Raw genomic sequence first — 22,783 nt, 5'->3', positions numbered from 1 at the left:
CCCGCTAATGTGACAAGGCGTTGACGCGACTCTGTGCCTTGCCGGAAACCTCGGCTTCCAGGCAAGGCAAGGTGGGGGGCAAACCGCGATGCAGCATGTGTTTGATATGAAAAGATAAAATCCGGTCTGGAAAGCTGTTTCGTAACACGTTGAGGCTGCTGACAGCGCCCTTCAGCCCGCACTGTCGTAGGCCTGCCGCAACCAACCCAGCAGCGCCTCATCCACTTCCTCCGGCTGGCTCAGCCTGACCTTGTACTGGCACATGCCACCCGCAGGCAGTGCCTGCAGGCGCTCGGTCGGGCTCAGACTCTTGTGGTTGATGCCGACCTCGACACAGGTCTTGGTCGCCGGCCCCACCATGGCAAACTGTTTCTTGCGCCGCAGGCTGACATAGGTCTTCTTGGGCGCAGTCTCAAACTCGCCAAAACTGGCCAAGGCCGCCATCAGCTTGTTGTGTATGGGCCGTAGCACGGCTTTCGGCCCGCTGTAGAGGCCATCGAGCACTTCATCCCCCGACAAGCCCTGGGCCGCCGCAGCGCTCCCGCCATCAGACTGCAGCGCATGGTGCACCAGGGTATTGGCATCGCCATACCCCAGGCCCAGCTCACGCTGCAGCATATCGCGCAGCTCGCCATGCTTTTTCAGGCTGCTCTGCCGCACCAGCGCCACCAGCTCATCCAGGCGCTTGCCGCTGCGTTGCTCGATATTGGCCAATTGCGTGGCCAGGGCCTTGGCGGTATCGCTCATCATGGGCTCCTGTCTGGGGTGTGATTCCAGCTTAGTGTGTGGTTGCGGGCGTGTAGGGCCAAAGTGTGGGCGGGGATAGCGCAGGCGCCAGAAAGCAGGCGCGGGCCATACAAGTTTTTTGAACAGAGGTGCTCCATCGAGGGCAGAATCTGGTTGTTAGTGGCCACCCATTCTGGAGCTCGAAATCAGTCCGTTGATCGGCCGAGCAAAACTTATGGGTATTGCCAACTCAGCGATTGGATTGTGGTACTGGCTAGCCTTGTAGGAGCGTGTGCTGTATCCAGGGCGGTGATGGTTGTAGTGTTAAATAGAAAGATTAATGTGATGGCGCCGGGGTTAAGATGAAGGAAGATTTGATTTTGTATCGTGAGCTTGCGTTTCCAATCGAAGCAATTGGCCTGGCTACGGGAGTTATTAGAATACCAAATGGCTCTGACGAACAGCCGGCACGGTGCTACGGCTATCCTCCGGCGCTCATCCCATTTTGGAGTAATCCTGATGGTATGATGTACACAGGCTTGTGGAAGCATTGGTTTGGTACTAGAAAGCCAACATTTGTTCAAAGCTATGTAAATGTATTTTACCGCTCAACTGAGGTTGCTCGTACCTTTGAGCAGCTTTCTTGTTATTTGTTGCTGAATGAGATTTCCATTTTTGACGTTAAGTCTGCCGAAGTAAAACAGCTTGCAACGGAGCTTGGCGTAAAAAATATTGAACTGATTGAGGATATCTCATTGGAGACTGGTGATGATCCGATGGCGCTCCTTCAACTGCGCGAATTCCTGGTTGATGCTCCACTTAACTGCGTTCCCGATGAGCGTACTTACACTGGTGACTTTCCGTGCGGCACAATGACTCTTACCGAGGAGAGTATGTTAGGTACGTGTTCCTTGGAGTTGGGTGAGGCACTCGAAGAGAAAATCCGTAGGCAAGAAAATCGGCCTTTATGGTACAGTGGTATAAATAAGAGCCAGTTATTTTCCCGCTACATGGATGAAGGTCGATTGTCTGACGCCTGGTTTGCTCTCAATTCTAACGGCTGGCTTTTTGAAGATATTTACAAGGCGCTGGAAAAGCTTGCGTTGGCGCATGAGAACCCATCCTTTCACGCAATGGTTAGCGCATGGTGCTCAAAGGAGCAGGGGCGTTACAAAGTTGGCTACTAGTAAAGCAATGGGGCCAGGTGTCAATACTGTTTGGTTGGAGATGAAGGGGTTGTTGGTGGAGAAAATTTCATATGAAGAAGCTATTTCAATTGTTGAGATGACCTATTGTGTTGAGGCTATTAGGCGCGGTGAGGTGGAGGTGGCTCTAAGCTTTTTTCTGCCAGAGTCGCCTCCTGTTCCGGGTTGGCATTGCTTTAATGATGCGGATATCTTCACTTCTATGGGGGTTGAATCGAGTGGCGATGTGTTGATAATAAGCGAGTATTCCTATATGGAGGGTGTGGCTTTTTTGGTCGGGTGCGGAGAGCTGTTTTCAATGGTTTCTAGTTATGTTGAAAGCTATTCGGAGCGTTTGTTTAATAATGGCGACGTACTTTTCTTTTTGCTAAAGGATAGAAAGGTGGTTTTTGTTCATCATGAAGGTGTGTATTCTGTGGTGCCGGATGTCGATATAGAAAAGGCGGTCACAGCGTATCGAAGTAGGTGAGGTTCCGCAGCGTCTCACTAGCCTGCTTATCGTGAGCGGGCGCCAAGATCATTACTATTCGGACTGGTTTATGACAGAGCTCACAATGCTTTCATGGAAACATGGGTTGCAGACGGTATCGCTGATTAAGGCAGTAAAGCAATACTCTACGGGATCTCTCGTCAAGGCGAAGGGGGAGATTGAACGGCTTTTAGCAGGTGAAGCTGTTGTGCTGAGTTTTGCTTCAGAGGCATTAAGGAATGAGTTTCAGGCTAAGGCTGAAAGTTATGGGGTGGTGTTTTTGCTGGGCTAGTTTAGGCAAGGGCGGCATTTCTAAATAGGTATAACTTTTGGGAGGGTGAAATGAAAAAATTTCACGAAATTTGCTTACATGCGTCAACTGTCCGCGATGTACGCCTAAGTGATCGGGCTATCCTTTTATCAGTTGAAGAAATCAAGGTTGATGGTGTAAGCAGTTCTGTTGAAGTGGAATTCTGCGGGGTTCTGGGGTTGACTCGTGATGGTGTTGATACGGGGGATTTTCTAATGGAAAGCCCAGACGGTGAGATATTAACTCTTTTACTCAATGAAAGCGGTGGGGAGCTGGTAATTGAATGGAACGATTTTTCGGTAGGAATGACTGAGGTCCACTTCTATAAGGTGCGTTGTGAAGGTGTCATTGTGCGCACTCTATGATACTGCAGAGAGATTGATACGATCTGCCAGGGAGCTAGCGAAACTTGCACTCTGTTCTAGTTGCATGTGGCGGTTCACAAATTCTAGGGAGCGGACCAGGGGGGGCTGTTATTTTTATCCCCAAGCTGCCTAATTAACCTTGACGTGGCAAAGGATGCTAGCATCCAAGACTCTTCAATCTATGACAGTTCCGTTGCCTGATTCATTCGTTTTGGGTGTGCCCCCCATTCCAGCCCCCAAAATCCCTTGTCATCAATCTGAGTTGAGCACTGCCCCTGCACCCACCCGGTAGTCGATCCCGTGCACCCAATGCAGGCCGCTACGCGCTGCCCCATTGGCACAGAAACAACACAACAAGCCACTTCAACTCACCCACGGGTGCTTGATGTGGATTTGAAGTGGTATCTTATTGGTTCTTTCTGTCCCGCCACTACGGATACTCACCATGCGCTACGCCATCCTGATTGCCGGCCTGCTGTGCAGCAGTGCCTTTGCCGCCGAACCCACCAGCAGTGCTGCCACGCCGGCAGCATCGGCCAAGCTTGACTGCGTGCAGCCGGAGTTCCCTGGCGCCAAGGCCAAGCCGGCCAAGATCGAGGCGTTCAACAAGCTCTATCAGGCTTATGGTGACTGTGTGAATGCGTTTATCCAGAGCCAGAATGCCATCGTGGCGGCGGCCGAGGCGCAGCGAAAGCTGGAGCTGGAGAAGGCCAATGCGGCCATTGATGCCGGTAATGCGGCGACGGCGGCCTACAAGGAATACGCGGCGCGGATAGAGCTGGCCAGCAAGGGCAAATAGGCCATAAGCGGCGCATATAAAAAGCGCCCGCGTGGGCGGGCGCTTTATCTGGAGCGGGGATGGGTCAGGCCGACATGGCCAGCATCAGGCCGTTCAGGCGCTTGACGAAGCCTGCCGGGTCTTCCAACTGGCCGCCTTCGGCCAGCAGGGCCTGGTCGAACAGGATGTGGGACCAATCGCCAAAGCGCTCGCCACCCAGCTCGCTCTTGAGCTTGGCCACCAGCACATGGTCGGGGTTGATTTCCAGAATGGGCTTGCTGCCACTGATGTTCTGGCCGGCTGACTTGAGCAGGCGCTCCATATTGCCGCTCATGCCATGCTCTTCTGCCACCAGGCAGGCTGGGCTGTCGGTCAGGCGGTGGGTCACCCGCACTTCCTTTACGCTGTCGCCCAGCACTTCCTTGACCTTGTCGGTCAGTTCCTTGAAGTCGGCGGCCTTGGTCTCCTGAGCCTGCTTCTCGGCTTCGTCTTCCAGCGCCCCCAGATCCAGCCCGCCCTTGGCCACCGAGGCCAGAGACTTGCCGTCGAATTCGGTCAGCGAGGAGACAAACCACTCGTCCACGCGGTCGGATAACAGCAGGACCTCGATACCCTTCTTGCGGAAGATTTCCAGGTGCGGGCTGTTCTTGGCAGCGGCAAAGGAGTCGGCTGTAACGTAATAGATCTTGTCCTGGCCTTCCTTCATCCGGCCCAGGTAGTCCTTCAGCGATACAGACTGCTCTTCGCTATCGCTGGCCGTGGTGGCAAAGCGGCACAGGCTGGCAATCCGCTCGCGGTTGCCCATGTCCTCGCCGACGCCTTCCTTCAGCACGCGGCCGAATTCTTTCCAGAAGGCGGCGTAGTCGTCGGCACGGTTTTCGGCGATGTCCTCCATCAGGCCCAGCACCTTCTTGACGCAGCCTGCCTTGATGGTGTCGATATCCTTGCTGTGCTGCAGGATTTCGCGGCTGACGTTGAGGGGCAGGTCATTGGAGTCGATTACGCCACGCACAAAGCGCAGGTACTGCGGCAGCAGCTTCTCGGCGTCTTCCATGATGAATACACGGCGCACGAACAGCTTCACGCCATGGCGGCGCTCGCGGTCATACAGGTCGAACGGGGCTCGCTTGGGCAGGTAGAGCAGCTCGGTGTATTCCTGCCGGCCTTCCACCTTGGCGTGGCTCCAGGCCAGCGGTTCTTCCCAATCGTGCGAGACATGCTTGTAGAAGGCCTTGTATTCCTCCTCGCTGATGTCGTTCTTGCTGCGTGCCCACAGGGCCGAGGCCTTGTTGATGGTTTCCAGCTCGTCCGAGACGATGACTTCGCCGTTCTCGCCGTAGCTGTTGCCTTTCTTCATGCGTATGGGCAGGGTGATATGGTCGGAATAGCGCTTGATGATGGACTTGAGGCGCCAGTCATCCAGGAATTCGTCTTCGCCGTCCTTCAGGTGCAGCACGATTTCGGTGCCACGGCCGGCTTTTTCCACGTCTTCCAGGGTGTATTCGCCAGCGCCTTCGCTTTCCCAGCGGGTGGCGGCGGTCTCGCCGGCACGGCGGGTGGTCAGGCTGACGCGGTCGGCCACGATAAAGGCCGAGTAGAAACCCACGCCGAATTGGCCGATCAGGTTGGCGTCCTTCTTGGCATCGCCGCTCAGTTGCTCGAAAAAGGCCTTGGTGCCGGAACGGGCGATAGTACCGATATTGTTCACCACCTCCTCGCGGGTCATACCTATGCCGTTGTCGCTGAGGGTGATGGTGCGGGCATCGCGGTCGAATGTCACATCGATGTGCAGGCTGCCGTCGTTCTCATACAGCGCGTCGTTGTTGAGCGCTTCAAATTTGAGCTTGTCGCAGGCGTCGCTGGCGTTGGAAACCAGTTCGCGCAGGAAGATTTCCTTGTTGGAGTACAAGGAGTGGATCATCAATTGCAGGAGTTGCTTGGTTTCTGCCTGGAAACCGAGGGTTTGCTTGCTCATAAGAAATTCACCTTGTTGATAACAGGGTTTTGGGACTGATGAGTCAGCAGATGGGGGCGGCGGCTGTGGTTTCAAGCACCCTGTTGCGGGGTGCGCGGCATGGCATGAGCGAGGGGCAGCCACCCGGCACGCCTATCAGGTTACTGCTTGGGCATGGTGGGGTGTGAGTCGCGCTAATAACCTTGCCACTCACCCCACACTCTAAGTCCAGCTTCTCTCTCTAATGCTATATGTATTTCTCATGGTATGGACTGCACACAGACGCTTGAAGCCGCCCACCCGGCCCAGTGCTACTGCCTTGGGCGGGCGCTTGCCGCGCTTTTCCTCCCCCTGGCAACAAAGGTACAGGGCTTATGCTGCAGCTGGTTTGACCTCGATCACGATCTTGCCGCGTGCACGGCCGCTCTGGCTGTGCAGCAGGGCCTGCTTGGCCTGGGCCAGGGGGAAGACACGATCTATGACGGGTGCCACCAGGCCGGCTTCCACCAGATCGCTGATGCCGCGCAGCTGCTGGCCGTCAGGCTGCATCAGCAGCATGTCCCACTGCACCTTGTGCTGGCGCGCTAGCTTGTCGTTGCCGCGATTGAGCCAGCCAAACAGCCAAGGCATGAAGAAGGGCAGCTTTTGCTTGCGGGCCCAGGCTGCCGTGGGCACCCCCAGGATGCTGACCAGCATGCCGCCGGGCTTGAGTACCGAGAAGGAGCGGCGCTGGTTGTCGCCCCCCAGGGTCTCCAGCACCATGTCGTAGTTGCTGAGTACGGTATCGAACTGCTGTTGCTGGTAATCCACCACGGTGTCGGCGCCCAGCGAGCGGACCAGTTCGACATTCCTGGCGCTGGTGGTGGTGGCTACCTTGGCCCCCAGGGCACGGGCGATCTGGATGGCGATGGTGCCTATGCCGCCGGCACCTGCATGCACCAGCACCCGCTGGCCGGCCTTCAGGCTAGCGCGGCCGAATGCTTGCCAACTGGTCAGGGCCACCAGGGGCAGGGAGGCGGCCTCGGCGTGGCTGAGGCGTGCAGGCTTGTGGGCCACGAACTGCTCATCCACCGCCACCAGTTCGGCAAAGGTGCCAAAGCGTTCGCCATCCACCCGCGAATACACCGCCTCACCAGGCAGGAAGCCATAAACCTCGCTACCAACGGCCTTGACCACGCCCGATACATCAAAGCCCATGATGTAGGGGAACTGCAGCTTGCGTACCGCCTTCAGCTCGCCCTGCTGCATCTTGAAATCGATGGGATTGACGCTGGCTGCGTGCACTTCGATCAGCACGTCGCGTGGGCCCACGACGGGTGCGGGCATGTCGCGCAGTTCCACGACCTCTTCGGTCTTGCCGTAACGGGTTACCACGATGGCTTTCATGTTTCGCGTCCTTATCTGGATGTGCGCAGCGTTGCGCTCGATAGGGCGTATCCTATATTTGCACCACTAGTCGAACTAGACGGCAATATTGGGAAGTATTGTTCTATTGATGAAGCAAGTGGGCCAGGCCATGCAAACAGCAGATCTCAATGACTATCGCTATTTTGCCCAGGTGATCGAGGCGGGTGGTTTCTCGGCAGCGGCCCGGTTGTTGGGCATACCCAAGTCGCGCTTGTCGCGCCGGGTGGCCGAGTTGGAAGCCGGGCTGGGCGTGCGGCTGATACAGCGCAGCACCCGCAAGCTGACCCTGACCGATGCCGGCCAGCAAGTGCTGGTGCACAGCCAGGCCCTGCTGCGCGAGGCCGATGCGGCAGCCAGGGTGGCCGCCAGCCTCAAGCAGGAACCCAGCGGCCTGGTGCGTATCAGTAGCCCCAGCGTGCTGGTGGATTCCGGCCTGGGACGGGTGTTTGCCGCGTTTTTGCAGGCCTATCCCAAGGTGGCGCTGGAGACGGTCTTGACCAGCCGGCGGGTAGACCTGATCGAAGAGGGCGTGGATGTGGCACTGCGGGTGCGGCCCAGCTATGACGAAGACCTGCAATGGCCCACCTTGCGGTTGGCGCAGTACGGCACCTGCCTGGTGGCCAGCCCACAACTGCTGGCCGGCTATGCACCACCACGGCAGCCGGACGACCTGCTCCAGCTACCGGCGCTGGGCGCCATCGAGGCGGATCGCCGAATCCATTGGCGCATGCGGGGGCCGGGCGGCGTGCCCACCGAGATCATCCTGCCACCGCGCTTGGCCAGCGAGCACTTCGGCCTGCGCCACCGTGCCTTGATAGATGGGCTGGGTGTCTCCATGATGCCCGAGCCCTTGGTGCGGGCAGATTTGCAGGCGGGCCGGCTGGTCGAGGTGTTGCCGGCCTGGCGCTTCCCTGTGGTCAGCCTGCAGGCGGTCTACGCCAGCCAGCGCGGCCTCTCGCCCGCCGTCCGTGCCTTGCTGGATTTCCTGCTGGCACAGCTGGAAGCCGACCAGTCCTGGGAGATGCTGGGGCATGAATTGCCGTAGCGGTGCTGAGCGGCATATCAGGCCGAGCTTGTGCACTGGCCTGGCACGCAGGAGGCGGCAGGGCTGCGATGACTGCTGCCCGCTGGTGATAAAACGACGTTACGGCAGCAGGCCCAGTGCCTTCAGGCAGGCCTTGCCCAGCGGCATGCGCTTGGGTGCGTCCTCCAGCGTGGGCATGTCGATATTCAGCGCATAGCCGTATACCTTGTCGCCCCGCTGCAGATAGCCCACCCACCAGCCTATGGCCGGTTTGCTGTTGGTCGCCCAACCAGTCTTGCCATAGAGCGTGTAATCGGCGGTCTTCTCCAGCTGCATGATATCGCGGGTCATGCTCATGGCCTTGGCCGAGAAGGGCAGTTGCCCCAGGCCCAGGCGGGCAGTAAAGCGGGCCTGCTGCTCGGCGGTGATGGCCAGTGGGCCATCCAACCAGAAGCGATCGACCACCGTGCCGATATCGCCGTTGCCGTAACCCACTGCTTTGACATAGGCCTGCAGGCGCGGCTGGCCGATGCGGCGAGCGACCTCCTGGTAGATAGGCACGTTGGATAGACGCATGGCATCGCGCAGATGCATGTCACGCTCCCAGGCTGGCAGCCACTGGGGCTTGCCGCCATAGGGCAGGATCTCGTCGGCATCGCGTACCGCACCACTGTCGAAGGCAGCCAGGCTGTTGAATATCTTGAAGGTGGAGGCCGGCGTATAGGCCGTGGCGGCGCGTTTGGGGTTGTATACCGTCAGCTGGTCGGCGCTGGCGTCGTACAGCACAAAAGTGCCTTTGAGGCCGGCAGCGTCGAAGTGCCGCTGCAGGGCATCGGTTTCGACGACACCGGCCGCACGCGGCGCCTGGCTCAGCAGCAGGCAGCTCATCAAGGTCAGTAGGCGTAGTGGGTAAAGCATGGTGTACCTCTTAGTGGTGGATGGGTAGCCCCATGCTAAGAGGGCGGCTAAGGCAAATTGAGCGCATCGGGCGTCACTGTGGCCACGACTGTAACGTCTGTAACGCAAACTTGGTTGGCTGGCTGGCAGGCCGCACAATGGCGGGTCTTGCTGGAAAACCGGAACACCATGTCGATTGCCCTGACTGTAGAACTTGCTGTACCCCAGACTGTAGGCGGGCAGCGTGCAGCCCACCAGTCGCTCTGGCTGCTGGCCCGACTGTGCCAGGCTCGGCAGGGGGGCGAGCCCGGCGGCCTGGTACGGTTGGCGGAGCTGCGCCAGCAGTTTCCCGCTGCGCGCAGCTTGCGCATGCTGGTGAGTCGCGCCTACCGCGATTTTGCCCGCTGGGGCATACGGGCAGGCTGGGGTGATGACAGTAGCCGCGATCCGCGTTTTCTTAATCCCGATGGCCGCAGCCAGGGGCCATTCTGGTTGCCGCAGGCCGAGGCGGAGAGGCTGTGCCTGACGGTGGAAGGCCGGCAGGCAACACCGGGCGAGGTGGCCGATTTCCTGGGGCAATCGCGCCCTGCCGCCCCGTCCGCCAGGCCGGCAGAGCAGGGGGTGGAGTTCTGGCTGACCCTGGCCGCTGCGCAGCAGGATTTACGTCAAGGCCGTTTGCTGGCGGTGCTGGATGCCAGTGGCGGCCGGCAGGAGCGAGGCGCGCTGGCAGGGTTCAAGGCAGCATCGGGGCTAGCTGGCAATGGCCTGCAGCAGGCCTTGGCTGCCCTGGGCGAAGCCAGTGCCTGGCGCAGGCTGGACGACCTGGGAGCGGCTAGGCAATTGCTGGCCCAGTTGCGCCGGACGCTCAAGAACGATGGCGCAGGGGAGAGCGGCTACCTGGATGCCATGGAGCATATCCTGTCGGCCTGGGTGGCCTGGGGCCAGCGCGAGGCGGAGCAGGCCGAGGCCATACTGCGCGAGATGCGCCAGGTAGAGCCCAGGGCGTCGGTCGTCCGCCACCACCCCCGCATCCGCTTTGAGTGGTACAACCTGGCCGCCCTGATTGCCCGAGCCAGGGCGCTTGCCGGGCAGGGGCCCGATCTGGCCCTGCGCAAGCAGATGGCGCAACAGGCACTCGATCATTTTGCCCGCGCCCTGGAAGCAGCCTTCGAGTTTGGCTCATTCGATGCGGCGCAGCAGGTGGCGGCCAATACTGGCATGGCCATCTGGCTGTTTGCCGAGGAAGGTCTCTGCGGCGAGCCACAGACGGCCAGCCCAGCCGCCATGCGCTGGCTGCTGCTGAGCGAATGGCTATGCCGCTGTGCGGGCAGTGGCGCCCTGTCGGCCTGGAATGCCATCTACCTGATGCGTATTGCCCGAGGCCATTGCCCCCGTACCGAGTCGCCCTCGCTGGCGGCTTTTCGCAACTATCAACCCTTGGTACCGGAAACCATCCTGGCGCAAGCCGGCCAGCTACCCTGGCTGGATGCGCAGGCGCTACTGCCTGTCAGTTGGCTGGCCCTGGCCGAGTCGCTGCTAGCGGCACAGCAGGAAAACCGCGCACGCTACAGCCTGCTGCAACGCTGTGGCTTGCGCCTGGAGCATGCCTGGTATGCCCTGCATGGCGGTGCCGTGGCGGCGGCACAGGCTTCGGTGCAGCAATTACAGCGGGAGCTGGACGGCCTGCCGGCGAGCGACCGCGCCTACTTTTGCGAGGCGCTGTCGCGGCTGCCTACCCGGTGTGCATAGCATCGGCGACCAAAAAGCCACACCCGTCTGCCTGACTGCCACAATGATAGGCAGGTCCTTCACTGCTGCGCTGCAGCAGGCTGATAGAATCCAGCGGAATCAATTACTTCGGAGCAGGCCATGAAGCGGGTCATTTTCAACCAGAAAGGTGGCGTCGGTAAGTCCACGATTGCAGTCAATCTGGCGGCCATTGCGGCACACCAGGGACGCAAGACGCTGCTGATCGATATCGACCCGCAGTGCAACTCCAGCCGCTACCTGCTCGGCGATGCCGCCAAGGAAATCAGCCCCACCCTGGCAGAGTATTTTGAGCAGACGCTGAACTTCAGCCTGTTTTCCAAGCCAGCCAGCGCCTTTGTCCACGCCACGCCGTTCGAGAACCTGTTCCTGATACCCTCCCACCCGGAAATCGGTGAGCTGCAGTCCAAGCTGGAATCACGCCACAAAATCTACAAGCTGCGCGACACCCTCAATGAGCTGGCGAAGGAATACGATGAGATCATCCTCGATACGCCGCCGGCCTATAACTTCTTTACGCAGTCCGCCTTGATCGCGGCGGAAGGTTGCCTGATCCCGTTTGATTGTGATGACTTCTCGCGCCAGGCACTCTATACCCTGATGAACAATGTCGGCGAGATACGGGCTGACCACAATCCAGCGCTGATCGTGGAAGGCATCGTGGTCAACCAGTTCCAACCCAGGGCCAGCCTGCCACAGCGGCTGGTCAACGAATTGAAGGAAGAAGGCCTGCCGGTGCTGGACAGCAAACTTTCCAGCTCGGTGAAGATCCGCGAATCGCATGATCGAGGCTTGCCTATGATACATCTTGATGCGCGTCACAAACTCAGCCAGGAATTCCTGGCATTGTTCCAGGAACTGCAGTCGGCCTAGCCGTACTGCAGCGCAGCCCTGATGCGGCGTCGTGCCGCCCTGGCGGTCGCTAGCCTGCTACTGGGATTCGCCTTGACGGCGGGCCTGGACGCTTGGCGCGCCCGCCATATGGAGAGCCTGGCATTCAGCCATTTTCAGGGCGAGGCGATAGAGCGGGTGTCCAATGCCGAGTACGGCATGCGGCGTGCGAAAGAAGGCATTGAGGGCATGCGTGCCCTGTTCAAACTCAATCCTGACCCCTCCCCCGAGCAGTTCACCCTGCTGGCTTCGGCGCTGCAGCGCACGCCGGGGGTGGATACCCTGCTGGCCGCCGAGCCGGTAGGGGGCGAAGCCAGGGCAGCCTTCGAGGCGCGCTGGCGCCGCCTCTACCCGGATTTTTCCCTGCGTTTCCGCAACGCACTGGGGCAGCAGGTGCGCTCGCCCGCGCGGCGTGACTACCTGCCCATCGTCTATGGTGCCCTGTCGGTGCCATCGCAGTTCAGCATAGGGCTGGATCTGGCGGCAGACCGGCAACTGGCGCCCACCTTGTCGCGCTTGCCTGTGCATGAGGTCCGCCTGTCTGCGCCTTACCGCGCTGCAGGAGGGCGAGTGGCAGCGCTGCTGCTGGGCTGGCAGGGCGAAGAGCAACCTCCGCGTCTGCTGGGTTTGGCCATTACCCCGGCTGACGTGGCCTTGAGCCTGCCGCAGAACAAGGCTATCCAGGATGTCTGGTTCGATGTGACTGACCCCACACGGGCCGAGCCGCTTTACCCGGCCGAACTCAACAACGCCGCGCTGCCATTGCGTCTGCTGGCCAGCCGCGATGTCAACCTGGGCGGGCGGCAGTGGCGGCTGGAGGCAAGGCTGGTGGAATCAGCCCTGGCAGAAGCCCGCACTCAGGGCCGCGAGCCCTTGCTGCTGCTGGGGGGGCTGTTGTCCCTGCTGGCGGCGGCGCTCGCGATGCGCAAAGTCAGTCCGGAGGAAACCGAGCTGAGCCCGCTGGAGCTGGAGAACCGCAGCCTGCAGCAGGAACTCACCCGTGCCCGCACTGCGGCCAGCGAGGCTCGGCGTGATGGCCTGCGCTTGCAGACCATATTGGACACCACCAGCGAGGCCATCTTCCTGATTGATGACCAGGGCCGCATCGAGCGCTTCAACCGGGCGGCCGAGCGCCTGTTTGGCTATGAGATGGATGCCGTGCTGGGGCTCAACATCGGCATGTTGCTGCCCTCGGTGCAACGCAGCCGGGGCGACGAGTTGCCGACCCTGCGGTTGGACCAGGATCGGCTACTGGGCAGCCGCGAGTTGTTGGGGCAGAAAAAGGATGGTGCCGCCTTCCCGGTCGAGCTGTCACTCAGCCAGTTCACCCTGGGCGACAGCCATTATTTTGTCGGGGTGATCCGCGATGTCAGCGATCGGCGCCGGGCCGAGCGCATGTTGTTCGAGAGCGAATACAAGCACCGGGCCATTCTCGACGCCGCACATATAGGTATCTATGTGCTGCAGGACGACCAGCTGCGTTATGTAAACCCGGCTTTTGCCGCCTATTTTGGCCACAGCCCGGTCGATTTGATCGAGCGCCGCAGCCTGTACGACCTGATTGCCAGTGCCTGGCGCGAGGCGCTGGCGGTGGCGATCTCGCCCGAGCGCTCGGGCGGCAAGCCAACCGAGGTGCTGATGCAGCGCCCCGACGGCAGCCGCTTCTATGCCCTCATCACGGCCAAGCCCATCCTGTTCGACAATCGTCCTGGGCTGGCGGGCTCGCTGCTCGATATCAGTGAACGCAAGGCGGCTGAAGAGGCCATGCTGCGGGCCGAAATCCGCAATGTGGCGATTCTGGAGGCTATTCCCGACCTGATGCTGCAGCTCAACAACACCGGCGTGGTGGTGGATTGCCGGGGCCGTGCCGGCAGCGGTGAATTCGGTTTGTCGCGCGAGGTGGTGGGCCAGCATTACCGCCGGCTGCCGGGCGAGTTTGCCATTAAGCTTGATTTTGCCCTGACCGACGGTTGGCCCGCCCGGGTGCGCAGTTTTGAATACAGCCTGCCCTTGGGCGACGGCGACCGCCAGTTTGAAGCGCGTGTCACTCCCGCCAGCGAGGGCGAGTGGCTGGTCATGCTGCGTGATATCAGCGACCGGAAACAGATCGAGGCTGAGCTGATACGCCACCGCGATCATCTGGCAGACCTGGTGCGCGAGCGTACCGCTGAGCTCAATACCCTGTTTACCGCCAGCCCGCTGCCCACGGTATTCCTGGGCCAGCGCAACATACTAGAGGTTAACGCCGCCTTCGAGCTGCTGTTCGGCTATACGCGCTCTGCCCTGATAGGCCAATCCATCCGCATGCTTTTTGCGGATGATGGGGCGTTCGAGCGGCTATCGAACGAGGCCTACCTGCCCATGGTGGGGGGCAACGTGGTCACCCTGGAAGTCCGCTACCGGGCGGCAGATGGCCGGCTGGTGCTGTGCGAAGCGTTCGGCAAGGCCATCGACCCAGCCGACCCGCTGGCGGGCTCCATCTGGATCTACCAGGACATCGGCGAGCGGCGGGCCGGCGAAGAGGCCATGCGGGTGGCCAAGGATCTGGCCGAGGCGGCGAACATGGCCAAATCGGAATTTCTGGCCAATATGTCGCATGAGCTGCGCACGCCCATGCACGCCGTTTTGAGTTTTGCCGAGTTGGGCGAGCGGCGTGCTACCGAGGTGGCGCCAGACAAGCTGGCACACTACTTTGGTCGCATACGCCAAAGCGGCCAGCGTCTGCTGCAAATATTGAATGACCTGCTCGACCTCTCCAAGCTGGAAGCCGGCAAGATGACGTACGACATGCAGCCGCTGGAGCTGCCACCCATCGTGCGCGAGGTGGCCAGCGAATTCATTCCGCTGGCGCGCGATCGCGGCCTGCGCATCCACATCACCTTGGTGGACGATCTGCCAAGGGTGAAAGGGGATTCGCTGCGGTTGATACAGGTGCTGCGCAATCTGGTTTCAAATGCCGTCAAGTTCAGCCCCGAGGGCGGGAATGTCACCCTCAGCGCCTGGCAGGAGGGCGGCTGCATACAGCTGGCCGTGGATGACGAGGGCGTGGGCGTTCCGCCGGATGAACTGGCCACCATCTTCGATAAGTTCATCCAGAGCTCCAAGACCAAGACCGGTGCGGGTGGCACAGGCCTGGGACTGGCCATCTCACGCGAGATCATCGAAGCCCACGGTGGCGGCATACGGGCAGAGAACCGGCCTGATGGTGGCGCGCGTTTTGTGGTGAGCCTGTTGATCGCTAATCCCGAACTACAATGGGATGTAGACTATTCCGCCGTACGCAGCGGACCAGGAGGAAATCCATGACCGGTAGCAACAAACCCCAGCCTACCCTGCTGCTCGTCGATGATGAGCCTTTCAATCTGGAAATCCTGGCCGAACACCTGACCGAAGCCGGCTATGCCGTCGAGTTGGCATCGGATGGCGAGGAAGCATGGAACTGGCTTACCCGTGCCGGCGACAGCTTTGATGCCGTGCTGCTGGACCGCATGATGCCCGGCCTCAATGGCATGGAGGTGCTCAAGCGCATGCAGGCCCACCCGCAGCTTTCGGGCCTGCCGGTGGTGATGCAGACGGCGGTGGGCTCGCCCGAGGCCGTGCGCGAGGGCATGGAGGCGGGCGCCTACTACTACCTGACCAAGCCATTCGAGCGCGACATGCTGCTGGCGATTGTGGCCGCTGCGGTGGCACAGCATCGCGCCCGCCGCTCGGTCAAGCAGGCCGCTGCCCAACCGCTCGATGGCCTGGCCATGCTCTGCGAAGCCCGCTTCCAGCTGGGCACACTGGATGAAGCACAACGGGTCGCCGCCTTGCTGGGCAAGCTGACGCCAGCACCAGAGCGTACTGTGCTGGGCCTGACCGAGCTGATCGTCAATGCCATCGAACACGGCAATCTGGGCGTGGGCTATGCCGAGAAGAAAGCCATGATGCAATCTGGCCGCTGGCGCGAGGAAATTGAGGCCCTGCAACAGCAGCCCGAACATGTAGGCAAGCGAGTGAAGATCGTAGCCCGCCGACAGGACGGCAGATTGCTGGTGGAGATTGAAGACGAAGGCGATGGCTTTGACTGGAATCGCTTCCTCGACTTCGACCCCGCCCGCGCATTCGACCCCAATGGCCGAGGCATCTCCATGGCCCGCGCCATGAGCTTTGAATCGCTGGCCTACCAGGGTGCCGGCAATGTGGTGATTGCTACCATCCTGCTGGCGCCACCGGAACAGCTTGCGGGTGGGCTTTGAGTGGGGAGTGGCCTCAGCCAGGTCAGTGCCAGTACCGCCGTTTGATCTCCCGCCAGCTGTTCACCGCCAACCCATCCGGAGCAAAGTCCAGCCGTACCGCGCCGTCCACGTCGCTGCGCAGCACCTTGGCACCTGCGGCCTGGTAGCGTGCCACCACGGCGGGTCTGGGATGGCGGAAGTGGTTGCGATAGCCTGCCGTGGCGATGGCCAGGCGGGGTGATACGGCATCGATGAAGGCAGGGCTGGAGGCGGTGTCCGAGCCGTGGTGGGGTATCACCAGCACGTCGGCGGTCAGGTTCTGCGCCTGCCCGACCAACAGAGCTTCTTCCTTCATGCCGATATCTCCGGGCAGCAAGAGGCTGCCACCTGGCCCGCTGATCCTGAGTACACAGCTGTTGGCGTTGTCGTCGCCCGCCATGCCGCCATCCGTTTGTGGATGCAGCATGGCGAACCGTATGCCATCCCATACCCACTGCTGGCCAGCCCGGCAGGGTAGGTGAGGCGGAATGGGGCGGCCTGCGGGCAGCTTGTTGGCGGCCAGTGCAGTGCCGACGATGCGGTTAACGCCGACCTCCTGCAGCACCAGTGCGGCACCGCCGGTGTGGTCGCCATCGTCATGGCTTAATACCAAGGCGTCCAGCATCTTGATGCCGCTGGCGCGCAGGGCCGATGGCACGGTACGGCCACCTCCGCCCTCGGGGCCGGTATCGAACAGCAACGCATGCCGGGGTGTCTCTACCAGCACGGCCAAGCCCTGGCCCACGTCATAGACGGTGGCGCGGAAGTGGCCTTGCGGCATTGCCTGGTGCAAGGGCAGCAGCAGGGGCAGGAGCAAGGCGCAGCAGGCCAGTTTGCCCGGTGCGCCTCGTGGCAACAGCAGAAGGGCCGTGGCCAGGGCGGCGGGTAGTATCAGCCAGCCTGCCGGGGCGGCCTGGGTCCATTGCAGGCGGCTTTCTGCCAGCGGCGAGATCAGCCAGAGGGTTTGGGTCAGCAGCCAGTGCGCCAATTGCAGCAACAGGCCTGTAGGGTCCAGCGCACCCAGCAGGGACAGCGGGGTAACGACGCTGCTGATCAGGGGTATCGCGATGGCGTTGGCCAGAGGCGAGGCCAGCGGCAATTGCTGGAACAGCAGTAGTAGCAGTGGCAACGAGCCCAACGTGGCGGCCCATTGCACCGCGCCCCATTGCAGCAATCGCTGGCGCCAGCCCTGCGAATGGCCGTGGCGGCCAGACAGCGCCCAGAGCATGGCGCCCACGGTCAGATAAGACAGCCAGAAACCGGCAGACAGCACCGACCAGGGGTCGAGCAACACCGTGGTGCCCAGCGCCAGGGTCCAGATGGTGGAGATGGACAGCGCGCGATGGCTGGCCAGGGCGATGGCCGCCACTACCAGCATGTAGAGCGTACGTTGGGTCGGCACCGAAAAACCGGCCAGCACGCTATAGGCCAATGCCCCCGCCACGGCGGCGATCAGGGCGGCCTTGCGGGCGGGCAGTTGCAAGGTGAGACGGGCGGAGCGTCGCCATAGCCAGCCGACGGTGGCTCCGAGCAGCCCAGCGACCAGGGTGACATGCAGGCCGGAGATGCTGACCAGATGGGTAATGCCGGTCTGCCTGAACAGGCGCCATTGATCCTGGCTGATGCCTGACTGCTCGCCGATGACCAGGGCGACAATCACGCCGGCAAAGGGCTGCTCCGGCAACTGCTGCTGTATGCGCTGCGCCAGCCAGGCGCGGCTGCGGTGCAGCAGCGAGCCGGGGCCTTGGTCATGGGCATCCAGCAGGCTACGATGGCGCTTGGCGATGCTGCCGGTGGCGCCTATGCCTTCGCCCAGCAGCCAGGCCTGGTAGTCGAAACTGCCGGGGTTCAGGCTGCCATGGGGGCGCTTGAGCCGCACGGTCAGGCGCCAGCGTTCGCCTGCATGCCAGTCTTGGGCTGGGCGGGCGTAGTCGTTCAGCAGCAGCAAGGCCGGCACCCCGGGCGGTGCCTGGTCCACTGCAAAGCGCAGGCGCGGGCCGTACTGGCTGGGCTGGGGCAGACCGGCCACCACGCCCTCGATCTGCAGTGGCTTGAGTTCCAGGCTGCCTGGCAGTTGCTGCGCCAGCCTGATATCGGCCCGCAAGGTGGCGTAGCTGGCACCTAGCCCCAAGGCAGCCAGCAGGCATAGGCCTATTCGCCAGCGCGGCTGACGCCAGGCACAGGCCGCAGCCACGGCGGCCAGCAGCAGGCCCGGCCATAGCGGTGGCAAGGCTGCCTGAAACTGCAGCCAGACGACACCCGCCACGAATGCGATAATGACCAGCCGCATGGCTCTCCTTGTACGGCCGGTAACGGCCCAGACCCTATCCTATGCTGCCCCCATTGTTTTGTTCCAGTTCCGAGCGCCGTGACCATGCCCAACAGTTGGCGGCGCACTACGGTTTTGTGCTGCTTGATGCCTTGCCAGAGCAAGGTCACGCCCTGGTACTGGATGCCCATAGGCTGGCCTTGTGCAGCCTGGGCAAGGGCGCACCGGGCCCGGTCTTTGTGGATTTTGTGGGTGGGGCGGCAGATTGGCGGCGCAAGCATGGCGGTGGACGGGGGCAGGGCGTAGCCAAGGCTTGCGGCCTGAAGGGCGGTAGCACGCCACATGTGCTGGATGCCACCGCTGGCCTGGGCAGGGATGCCTTTGTGCTGGCCTCGTTGGGCTGCCAGGTTGACATGCTGGAGCGATCGCCGGTGGCGGCCAGTTTGTTGGCCGATGGCTTGCTGCGGGCACAGGCCAGCGATGAGGTGGCCGCCATTGCCAGCCGCATGCGTCTGCACCACGGCATGGCCAGCGAGTTGATGCAGGCCTGGACGGCCGCCCGGCCCGAGGTGATCTATCTGGACCCGATGTTCCCGGAGACCAAAACCAAATCGGCGCTGTCCAAGAAAGAGATGCAGACCTTTCAGCAGGTAGTGGGGGCCGATGCCGATGCCGATGCCTTGCTGCTGCCGGCAAGAGCACTGGCAACCGGCCGGGTAGTGGTGAAGCGGCCGCGCCATGCGCCGCTGCTGGCAGGCGCCAAGCCCAGCTATAGCCTGGAGGGCGATAGTGTGCGGTTTGATATCTACCTAGGGTAAGTCCTAATAGGGACGTATCCTGTGTCCTCGGTCTCTGTCCTTGCTCGCTATCTGGTATTTATTGATGATTTGAATCAATGGCTTATTGTTTTCCTGGCACAGTGGGGACGGCCTCGCCAGGGCGAGAGTTGCGGGGCAAAACTGGCGCTGCCGGGTTGGCCGGCTCGGGCCGATGGTGGGCGGCGGCAAAGCTGCGTGCATCTGTAGTCTGCCACGATTAGACTACGCGCGACCCAGGCACCGGCACCCCGGTGGCACTACCAGAAAATGACCGCCAAGCGCGGCGTGGAGACATCAGTATGGCTATCAGCGTTTTTGATCTGTTCAAGGTCGGCATCGGGCCGTCCAGCTCTCACACCGTAGGCCCCATGCGTGCAGCGAGGCAGTTCATGCAGCGGGTGGAGCGCGAAGGCCTGCTGCCCAAGGTGGCCAGCATACGTGCCGAGCTGTATGGATCGCTCGGGGCTACCGGCAAGGGTCACGGCTCGGATACCGCAGTGATACTGGGCCTGCTGGGTGAGGAGCCGCAGCTGGTGGATACCGATCAGGTGCCCGCCATGGTGGCAGCCATACGCGCCAGCAAGCGGCTCAAGTTGCTGGGTAGTCATGAGATCGAGTTCGACGAGCCGCTGCATCTGGTATTGCACAAGCGCAAGACCCTGCCATACCACCCCAATGGCATGATCTTTAGTGCCTACGACGCTGAGGGCAGCGAGTTGGAGCGGCGTGCGTATTACTCGGTGGGGGGCGGCTTTGTGGTGGATGAGCACGCGGTGGAAGGCGGTTTTACCCCACCGACGGCCGAAGTGCTGACGCATCCCTTTACCACCGGCGCGCAGTTGCTGGCGCTGGCCGAGCGCCATGGCAAGCCTATCAGCCAGTTGATGCTGGAGAACGAACTGGCCTGGCGCAGCGAGGCCGAAGTCAGAACCAAGCTGCTGGACATCTGGCAGGTCATGCATGCCTGTGTGGAGCGTGGCTGCCGTACCGAAGGCATCTTGCCCGGTGGCATGAAGGTGAAGCGCCGCGCCTATGATATGTACCGGCAACTGGCCGGCAAGCCCGAGGCGGCACTGCGTGATCCGCTAACGGTGCTGGACTGGGTCAACCTCTACGCCCTGGCTGTCAACGAGGAAAACGCCGGTGGTGGCCGGGTTGTGACGGCGCCTACCAATGGGGCGGCGGGTATCGTGCCGGCCGTGTTGCACTATTACGTGAATTTCGTGCCGGGTGCCAACGAAGACGGCATAGTCCGCTTCCTGCTCACCGCAGGCGCCATCGGCATCCTGTTCAAGACCAATGCCTCCATCTCCGGTGCTGAGGTCGGCTGCCAGGGCGAGGTGGGCTCGGCCTGCTCCATGGCGGCAGGCGCCCTGTGCGAAGTGCTCGGCGGTACGCCGGCACAGGTGGAGAATGCTGCCGAGATCGGCATGGAACACAATCTGGGCCTGACCTGCGATCCGGTGGGTGGCCTGGTGCAAGTGCCCTGTATCGAACGCAATGCCATGGCGTCGATCAAGGCCATCAATGCGGCGCGCATGGCCTTGCGCGGCGACGGCACGCACTATATCTCGCTGGATCGGGTGATACGCACCATGCGCGATACCGGGCGCGACATGCATGTGAAGTACAAGGAAACCGCACGAGGCGGCCTCGCCATTGACATCGTTGAAGTGCCGGTCAACGTGGTGGAATGCTGACCAGGCGGTTCGCAGCCGGTGGGACATGCATTTCATTCCCGCCTGGCGGTAACCCAGGCCATTGCTGGCGCTGACTGTCGCGGAAGCACTGCAGCGCCGGCCAGCTTTGATAAGCTGGAGCCTGCTTGATCAACAAAGGGGAGCAAACACCATGTCACAAGTCCTATTGCCCGACGAGGCCGAACGTTCAATGAAGAATCTGGTGCTGGCAGTCTATATCCTGCTGGCCGTCTCCTTGATGACCGCCATACCTACTGGCCTGATCGGCGTCATCATTGCCTACGTCAAGCGTGACGAAGCCAGGGGAACCTGGCTGGCCGAGCACTTCCGCTGGCAGATCGAGATATTCTGGTACTCGCTGGCAGGCTGCATCCTCGCCAGCCTGCTGTTTGTCACCCTGATCGGTATTCCGCTGGCCATCATCGTGGGTGCTGGTACCTGGCTGTGGATGGTCTACCGTCTGGTCAAGGGCTTCCTGCGCCTGAACGACAACCGGGAGCCGCAAGCTTGAGGGTAGTGCTGCAGCGCGTCAGCGAAGCAGCCGTTGCGGTCGACGGCCAGACCGTCGGCCGCATCGGCCCCGGTCTCCTGTTGCTGGTGGGGGCCGAGGCCGATGATGGCGAGGCTGACATCGGCTGGCTGGTACAGAAGCTCTGCAAGCTGCGGGTGTTTGGCGACGAGCAGGGGGTGATGAACTGTTCCCTGCTCGATGTCGGTGGAGAGGTGCTGGCTGTCAGCCAGTTCACCCTGTTTGCCAGCGTCAAGAAAGGCAACCGCCCCTCCTGGAGCCGCGCTGCGCCGGGGCCGGTATCGCAGCCGCTGTTCGACCGCTTTGTCGCAGCCCTGTCCCTGGCTTTGGGGAAACCCGTCCCCACAGGCGTGTTTGGCGCCGACATGCAGGTCAGCCTGGTCAATGACGGCCCAGTCACGCTGATGCTGGATAGCCGCGCGCCCGAGTAACCTCTCACACCGCCTGACCGCCGCCGCTTGCTGCAGACCATGGCGGCGCTGGCGGTAAACACCCGTTGACGTTGCGGGTGTAGTCGTAATACATTGCAGACCTTGGCGCCGATTTGACCCTCAGCTTGCGGGCGCTTGATAAATGCGGCTAAAGCGTGGTCAGCGTCAAGACGGTCCAGTACCGCATGCGCTCCAACCCGCTAGCCTCAGGCAGCGGGTTTTTTGTTTTTCGGATCAGGCGTTTGCCTGGCCCTATGCAGCCAAAACAGCAGTAAACGCGCCGATTTAATCGACAACTTGCGGGGCGCGTGACGGTAAGCCGTCGAACCTAACCCGCTAAAGCGACGCCCGGTGGCCGGGCACGCTGTCGTAACACGCTTCTGGAGCCCACCATGTTTGATTGTCTCGATACCTCCGCGTCCGCTTACAACACCTACGGCAGTGACCGCACCGTCTTGCACGACGCCACCATTGATGCCCGCACCGTGTCGCAACAACTGGCACGCCGCCATGCTGGCCGCAACTGGCTACGCCTGAGCGCAGGCAAGGGCCAGCAGACCTTGCTGGCCAAGGCACGTGAGGTAGCGCTGTATTTTGAGGCCCAGATAGAACGTCTTCCGGATGGCAGCCTGCTGATACTGGACCTGTCCCTGAACGAGACCCTGGCACTGAGCGAGCGCTTTGGCCGGGAGCTGTCCCTGGAAGCCAGTATTGCCGGGCAGGGCCACTACAGCTAAGTCCTTCTGCCTTTGCACCGTCACGGGGCGATTAGAGCCTGTTCAAGGTCTTTTCGCCGCGTCGTTCGCAACCTTGCCGGATGAAGGGCAAGGCGCAAGCCGCGCAGCGGTACGGGTACCGTCAGCGGCTTGCAACGCTGCCATTCGCCGGCAAGGCTGCGAACCCGAAGGGCTGAACTGGAAAATGGCCATTCACTGCGTTGTGGCGCTTGGCAATAACTTGTTATTGCCTGCGCACCACGCCTTGTGC

The 22,783-nt window shown here is 61.5% G+C and carries 20 protein-coding genes; 15 read left to right on the top strand and 5 right to left on the bottom strand.

Annotated elements, in window-relative coordinates:
- Positions 1 to 171: 171 nt before the first annotated feature.
- Positions 172 to 750, bottom strand: coding sequence for a DUF5655 domain-containing protein (locus QQK16_RS00865; protein WP_284194539.1), 579 nt, complete (start codon positions 748 to 750; stop codon positions 172 to 174).
- A 338-nt stretch (positions 751 to 1,088) separates the two neighbouring features.
- Here QQK16_RS00865 and QQK16_RS00860 point away from each other — a divergent pair, with 338 nt between their 5' ends.
- From QQK16_RS00860 to QQK16_RS00840, 5 genes are all read left to right on the top strand, one after another.
- Positions 1,089 to 1,913 (top strand): hypothetical protein, encoded by an 825-nt coding sequence (locus tag QQK16_RS00860; protein ID WP_284194538.1) that lies wholly within the window; start codon positions 1,089 to 1,091, stop codon positions 1,911 to 1,913.
- The gene (locus QQK16_RS00855; protein WP_284194537.1) at positions 1,903 to 2,400 is read left to right on the top strand and encodes a hypothetical protein; all 498 of its coding nucleotides are present in this window, start codon (positions 1,903 to 1,905) and stop codon (positions 2,398 to 2,400) included. Before QQK16_RS00860 ends, QQK16_RS00855 begins: the two co-directional genes overlap by 11 nt.
- Before the next feature lie 70 nt (positions 2,401 to 2,470).
- Positions 2,471 to 2,692, top strand: coding sequence for a hypothetical protein (locus tag QQK16_RS00850; protein ID WP_284194536.1), 222 nt, complete (start codon positions 2,471 to 2,473; stop codon positions 2,690 to 2,692).
- A 50-nt stretch (positions 2,693 to 2,742) separates the two neighbouring features.
- Positions 2,743 to 3,075 (top strand): hypothetical protein, encoded by a 333-nt coding sequence (locus tag QQK16_RS00845; RefSeq protein ID WP_284194535.1) that lies wholly within the window; start codon positions 2,743 to 2,745, stop codon positions 3,073 to 3,075.
- Positions 3,076 to 3,520: 445 nt separating this feature from the next.
- Positions 3,521 to 3,874 (top strand): hypothetical protein, encoded by a 354-nt coding sequence (locus QQK16_RS00840; protein ID WP_284194534.1) that lies wholly within the window; start codon positions 3,521 to 3,523, stop codon positions 3,872 to 3,874.
- Positions 3,875 to 3,938: 64 nt separating this feature from the next.
- Here QQK16_RS00840 and htpG read toward each other — a convergent pair whose 3' ends face one another.
- Together htpG and QQK16_RS00830 are read right to left on the bottom strand one after the other, a co-directional pair.
- Positions 3,939 to 5,828: a molecular chaperone HtpG gene (gene htpG, locus QQK16_RS00835; protein WP_284194533.1), complete on the bottom strand. Its 1,890-nt coding sequence runs from the start codon at positions 5,826 to 5,828 to the stop codon at positions 3,939 to 3,941.
- Between the two features lie 351 nt (positions 5,829 to 6,179).
- A complete protein-coding gene (locus QQK16_RS00830) occupies positions 6,180 to 7,193 on the bottom strand; it encodes an NADP-dependent oxidoreductase (RefSeq protein WP_284194532.1) in 1,014 nt (337 codons plus the stop codon).
- A 130-nt stretch (positions 7,194 to 7,323) separates the two neighbouring features.
- On the opposite strand from QQK16_RS00830, the gene QQK16_RS00825 reads away from it, so the two are divergent.
- Positions 7,324 to 8,259, top strand: coding sequence for a LysR substrate-binding domain-containing protein (locus QQK16_RS00825; protein ID WP_284194531.1), 936 nt, complete (start codon positions 7,324 to 7,326; stop codon positions 8,257 to 8,259).
- 99 nt (positions 8,260 to 8,358) lie between these two features.
- Here QQK16_RS00825 and blaOXA read toward each other — a convergent pair whose 3' ends face one another.
- A complete protein-coding gene (gene blaOXA, locus QQK16_RS00820) occupies positions 8,359 to 9,156 on the bottom strand; it encodes a class D beta-lactamase (RefSeq protein ID WP_284194530.1) in 798 nt (265 codons plus the stop codon).
- 168 nt (positions 9,157 to 9,324) lie between these two features.
- Here blaOXA and QQK16_RS00815 point away from each other — a divergent pair, with 168 nt between their 5' ends.
- The 4 genes from QQK16_RS00815 to QQK16_RS00800 all read left to right on the top strand — a co-directional run bounded on the left by QQK16_RS00815 (position 9,325) and on the right by QQK16_RS00800 (position 16,031).
- A complete protein-coding gene (locus tag QQK16_RS00815) occupies positions 9,325 to 10,884 on the top strand; it encodes a hypothetical protein (protein ID WP_284194529.1) in 1,560 nt (519 codons plus the stop codon).
- Positions 10,885 to 11,004: 120 nt separating this feature from the next.
- Positions 11,005 to 11,775 (top strand): ParA family protein, encoded by a 771-nt coding sequence (locus tag QQK16_RS00810; protein WP_284194528.1) that lies wholly within the window; start codon positions 11,005 to 11,007, stop codon positions 11,773 to 11,775.
- 21 nt (positions 11,776 to 11,796) lie between these two features.
- The gene (locus QQK16_RS00805; protein WP_284194527.1) at positions 11,797 to 15,099 is read left to right on the top strand and encodes a PAS domain S-box protein; all 3,303 of its coding nucleotides are present in this window, start codon (positions 11,797 to 11,799) and stop codon (positions 15,097 to 15,099) included.
- Complete coding sequence (locus QQK16_RS00800) at positions 15,096 to 16,031, top strand: response regulator (protein ID WP_284194526.1); 936 nt, start codon at positions 15,096 to 15,098, stop codon at positions 16,029 to 16,031. The genes QQK16_RS00805 and QQK16_RS00800 overlap by 4 nt, the downstream gene beginning before the upstream one ends.
- A gap of 22 nt (positions 16,032 to 16,053) precedes the next feature.
- Here QQK16_RS00800 and QQK16_RS00795 read toward each other — a convergent pair whose 3' ends face one another.
- A complete protein-coding gene (locus QQK16_RS00795) occupies positions 16,054 to 18,339 on the bottom strand; it encodes a DNA internalization-related competence protein ComEC/Rec2 (RefSeq protein WP_284194525.1) in 2,286 nt (761 codons plus the stop codon).
- A 41-nt stretch (positions 18,340 to 18,380) separates the two neighbouring features.
- Between QQK16_RS00795 and QQK16_RS00790 the strand changes: the two genes are divergently transcribed.
- The 5 genes from QQK16_RS00790 (at position 18,381) to QQK16_RS00770 (ending at position 22,533) form a co-directional block, all read left to right on the top strand.
- Positions 18,381 to 19,136 carry a class I SAM-dependent methyltransferase gene (locus QQK16_RS00790; protein ID WP_284194524.1) on the top strand — a complete coding sequence of 252 codons (756 nt, stop codon included), beginning with the start codon at positions 18,381 to 18,383 and terminating at the stop codon, positions 19,134 to 19,136.
- A 299-nt stretch (positions 19,137 to 19,435) separates the two neighbouring features.
- A complete protein-coding gene (locus tag QQK16_RS00785) occupies positions 19,436 to 20,836 on the top strand; it encodes an L-serine ammonia-lyase (protein ID WP_284194523.1) in 1,401 nt (466 codons plus the stop codon).
- Between the two features lie 151 nt (positions 20,837 to 20,987).
- Positions 20,988 to 21,347 (top strand): DUF4870 family protein, encoded by a 360-nt coding sequence (locus QQK16_RS00780; RefSeq protein WP_284194522.1) that lies wholly within the window; start codon positions 20,988 to 20,990, stop codon positions 21,345 to 21,347.
- Positions 21,344 to 21,796 carry a D-aminoacyl-tRNA deacylase gene (gene dtd, locus QQK16_RS00775; RefSeq protein WP_284194521.1) on the top strand — a complete coding sequence of 151 codons (453 nt, stop codon included), beginning with the start codon at positions 21,344 to 21,346 and terminating at the stop codon, positions 21,794 to 21,796. The genes QQK16_RS00780 and dtd overlap by 4 nt, the downstream gene beginning before the upstream one ends.
- Positions 21,797 to 22,188: 392 nt before the next feature.
- Positions 22,189 to 22,533: a hypothetical protein gene (locus QQK16_RS00770; RefSeq protein WP_284194520.1), complete on the top strand. Its 345-nt coding sequence runs from the start codon at positions 22,189 to 22,191 to the stop codon at positions 22,531 to 22,533.
- Positions 22,534 to 22,783 lie beyond the last annotated feature (250 nt).

The sequence above is a fragment of the Chitinimonas prasina genome (genome assembly GCF_030160395.1).
In the GTDB taxonomy this organism is placed as follows: domain Bacteria; phylum Pseudomonadota; class Gammaproteobacteria; order Burkholderiales; family Chitinimonadaceae; genus Chitinimonas; species Chitinimonas prasina.
Note: the sequence above shows the minus strand (reverse complement) of the source record. Positions and strands in the feature narration are given on the sequence as shown.

What these genes read in the sequence shown, in the direction of transcription:
- QQK16_RS00865 (WP_284194539.1), bottom strand. Translation starts at nt 750, where the DNA reads ATGATGAGCGATACCGCCAAGGCCCTGGCCACGCAATTGGCCAATATC.
- QQK16_RS00850 (WP_284194536.1), top strand. Translation starts at nt 2,471, where the DNA reads ATGACAGAGCTCACAATGCTTTCATGGAAACATGGGTTGCAGACGGTA.
- QQK16_RS00795 (WP_284194525.1), bottom strand. Translation starts at nt 18,339, where the DNA reads ATGCGGCTGGTCATTATCGCATTCGTGGCGGGTGTCGTCTGGCTGCAG.
- QQK16_RS00825 (WP_284194531.1), top strand. Translation starts at nt 7,324, where the DNA reads ATGCAAACAGCAGATCTCAATGACTATCGCTATTTTGCCCAGGTGATC.
- QQK16_RS00830 (WP_284194532.1), bottom strand. Translation starts at nt 7,193, where the DNA reads ATGAAAGCCATCGTGGTAACCCGTTACGGCAAGACCGAAGAGGTCGTG.
- QQK16_RS00800 (WP_284194526.1), top strand. Translation starts at nt 15,096, where the DNA reads ATGACCGGTAGCAACAAACCCCAGCCTACCCTGCTGCTCGTCGATGAT.
- QQK16_RS00840 (WP_284194534.1), top strand. Translation starts at nt 3,521, where the DNA reads ATGCGCTACGCCATCCTGATTGCCGGCCTGCTGTGCAGCAGTGCCTTT.
- QQK16_RS00845 (WP_284194535.1), top strand. Translation starts at nt 2,743, where the DNA reads ATGAAAAAATTTCACGAAATTTGCTTACATGCGTCAACTGTCCGCGAT.
- QQK16_RS00785 (WP_284194523.1), top strand. Translation starts at nt 19,436, where the DNA reads ATGGCTATCAGCGTTTTTGATCTGTTCAAGGTCGGCATCGGGCCGTCC.
- QQK16_RS00805 (WP_284194527.1), top strand. Translation starts at nt 11,797, where the DNA reads ATGCGGCGTCGTGCCGCCCTGGCGGTCGCTAGCCTGCTACTGGGATTC.
- QQK16_RS00770 (WP_284194520.1), top strand. Translation starts at nt 22,189, where the DNA reads ATGTTTGATTGTCTCGATACCTCCGCGTCCGCTTACAACACCTACGGC.
- QQK16_RS00860 (WP_284194538.1), top strand. Translation starts at nt 1,089, where the DNA reads ATGAAGGAAGATTTGATTTTGTATCGTGAGCTTGCGTTTCCAATCGAA.
- blaOXA (WP_284194530.1), bottom strand. Translation starts at nt 9,156, where the DNA reads ATGCTTTACCCACTACGCCTACTGACCTTGATGAGCTGCCTGCTGCTG.
- QQK16_RS00810 (WP_284194528.1), top strand. Translation starts at nt 11,005, where the DNA reads ATGAAGCGGGTCATTTTCAACCAGAAAGGTGGCGTCGGTAAGTCCACG.
- QQK16_RS00790 (WP_284194524.1), top strand. Translation starts at nt 18,381, where the DNA reads ATGCTGCCCCCATTGTTTTGTTCCAGTTCCGAGCGCCGTGACCATGCC.
- QQK16_RS00815 (WP_284194529.1), top strand. Translation starts at nt 9,325, where the DNA reads ATGTCGATTGCCCTGACTGTAGAACTTGCTGTACCCCAGACTGTAGGC.
- QQK16_RS00780 (WP_284194522.1), top strand. Translation starts at nt 20,988, where the DNA reads ATGTCACAAGTCCTATTGCCCGACGAGGCCGAACGTTCAATGAAGAAT.
- htpG (WP_284194533.1), bottom strand. Translation starts at nt 5,828, where the DNA reads ATGAGCAAGCAAACCCTCGGTTTCCAGGCAGAAACCAAGCAACTCCTG.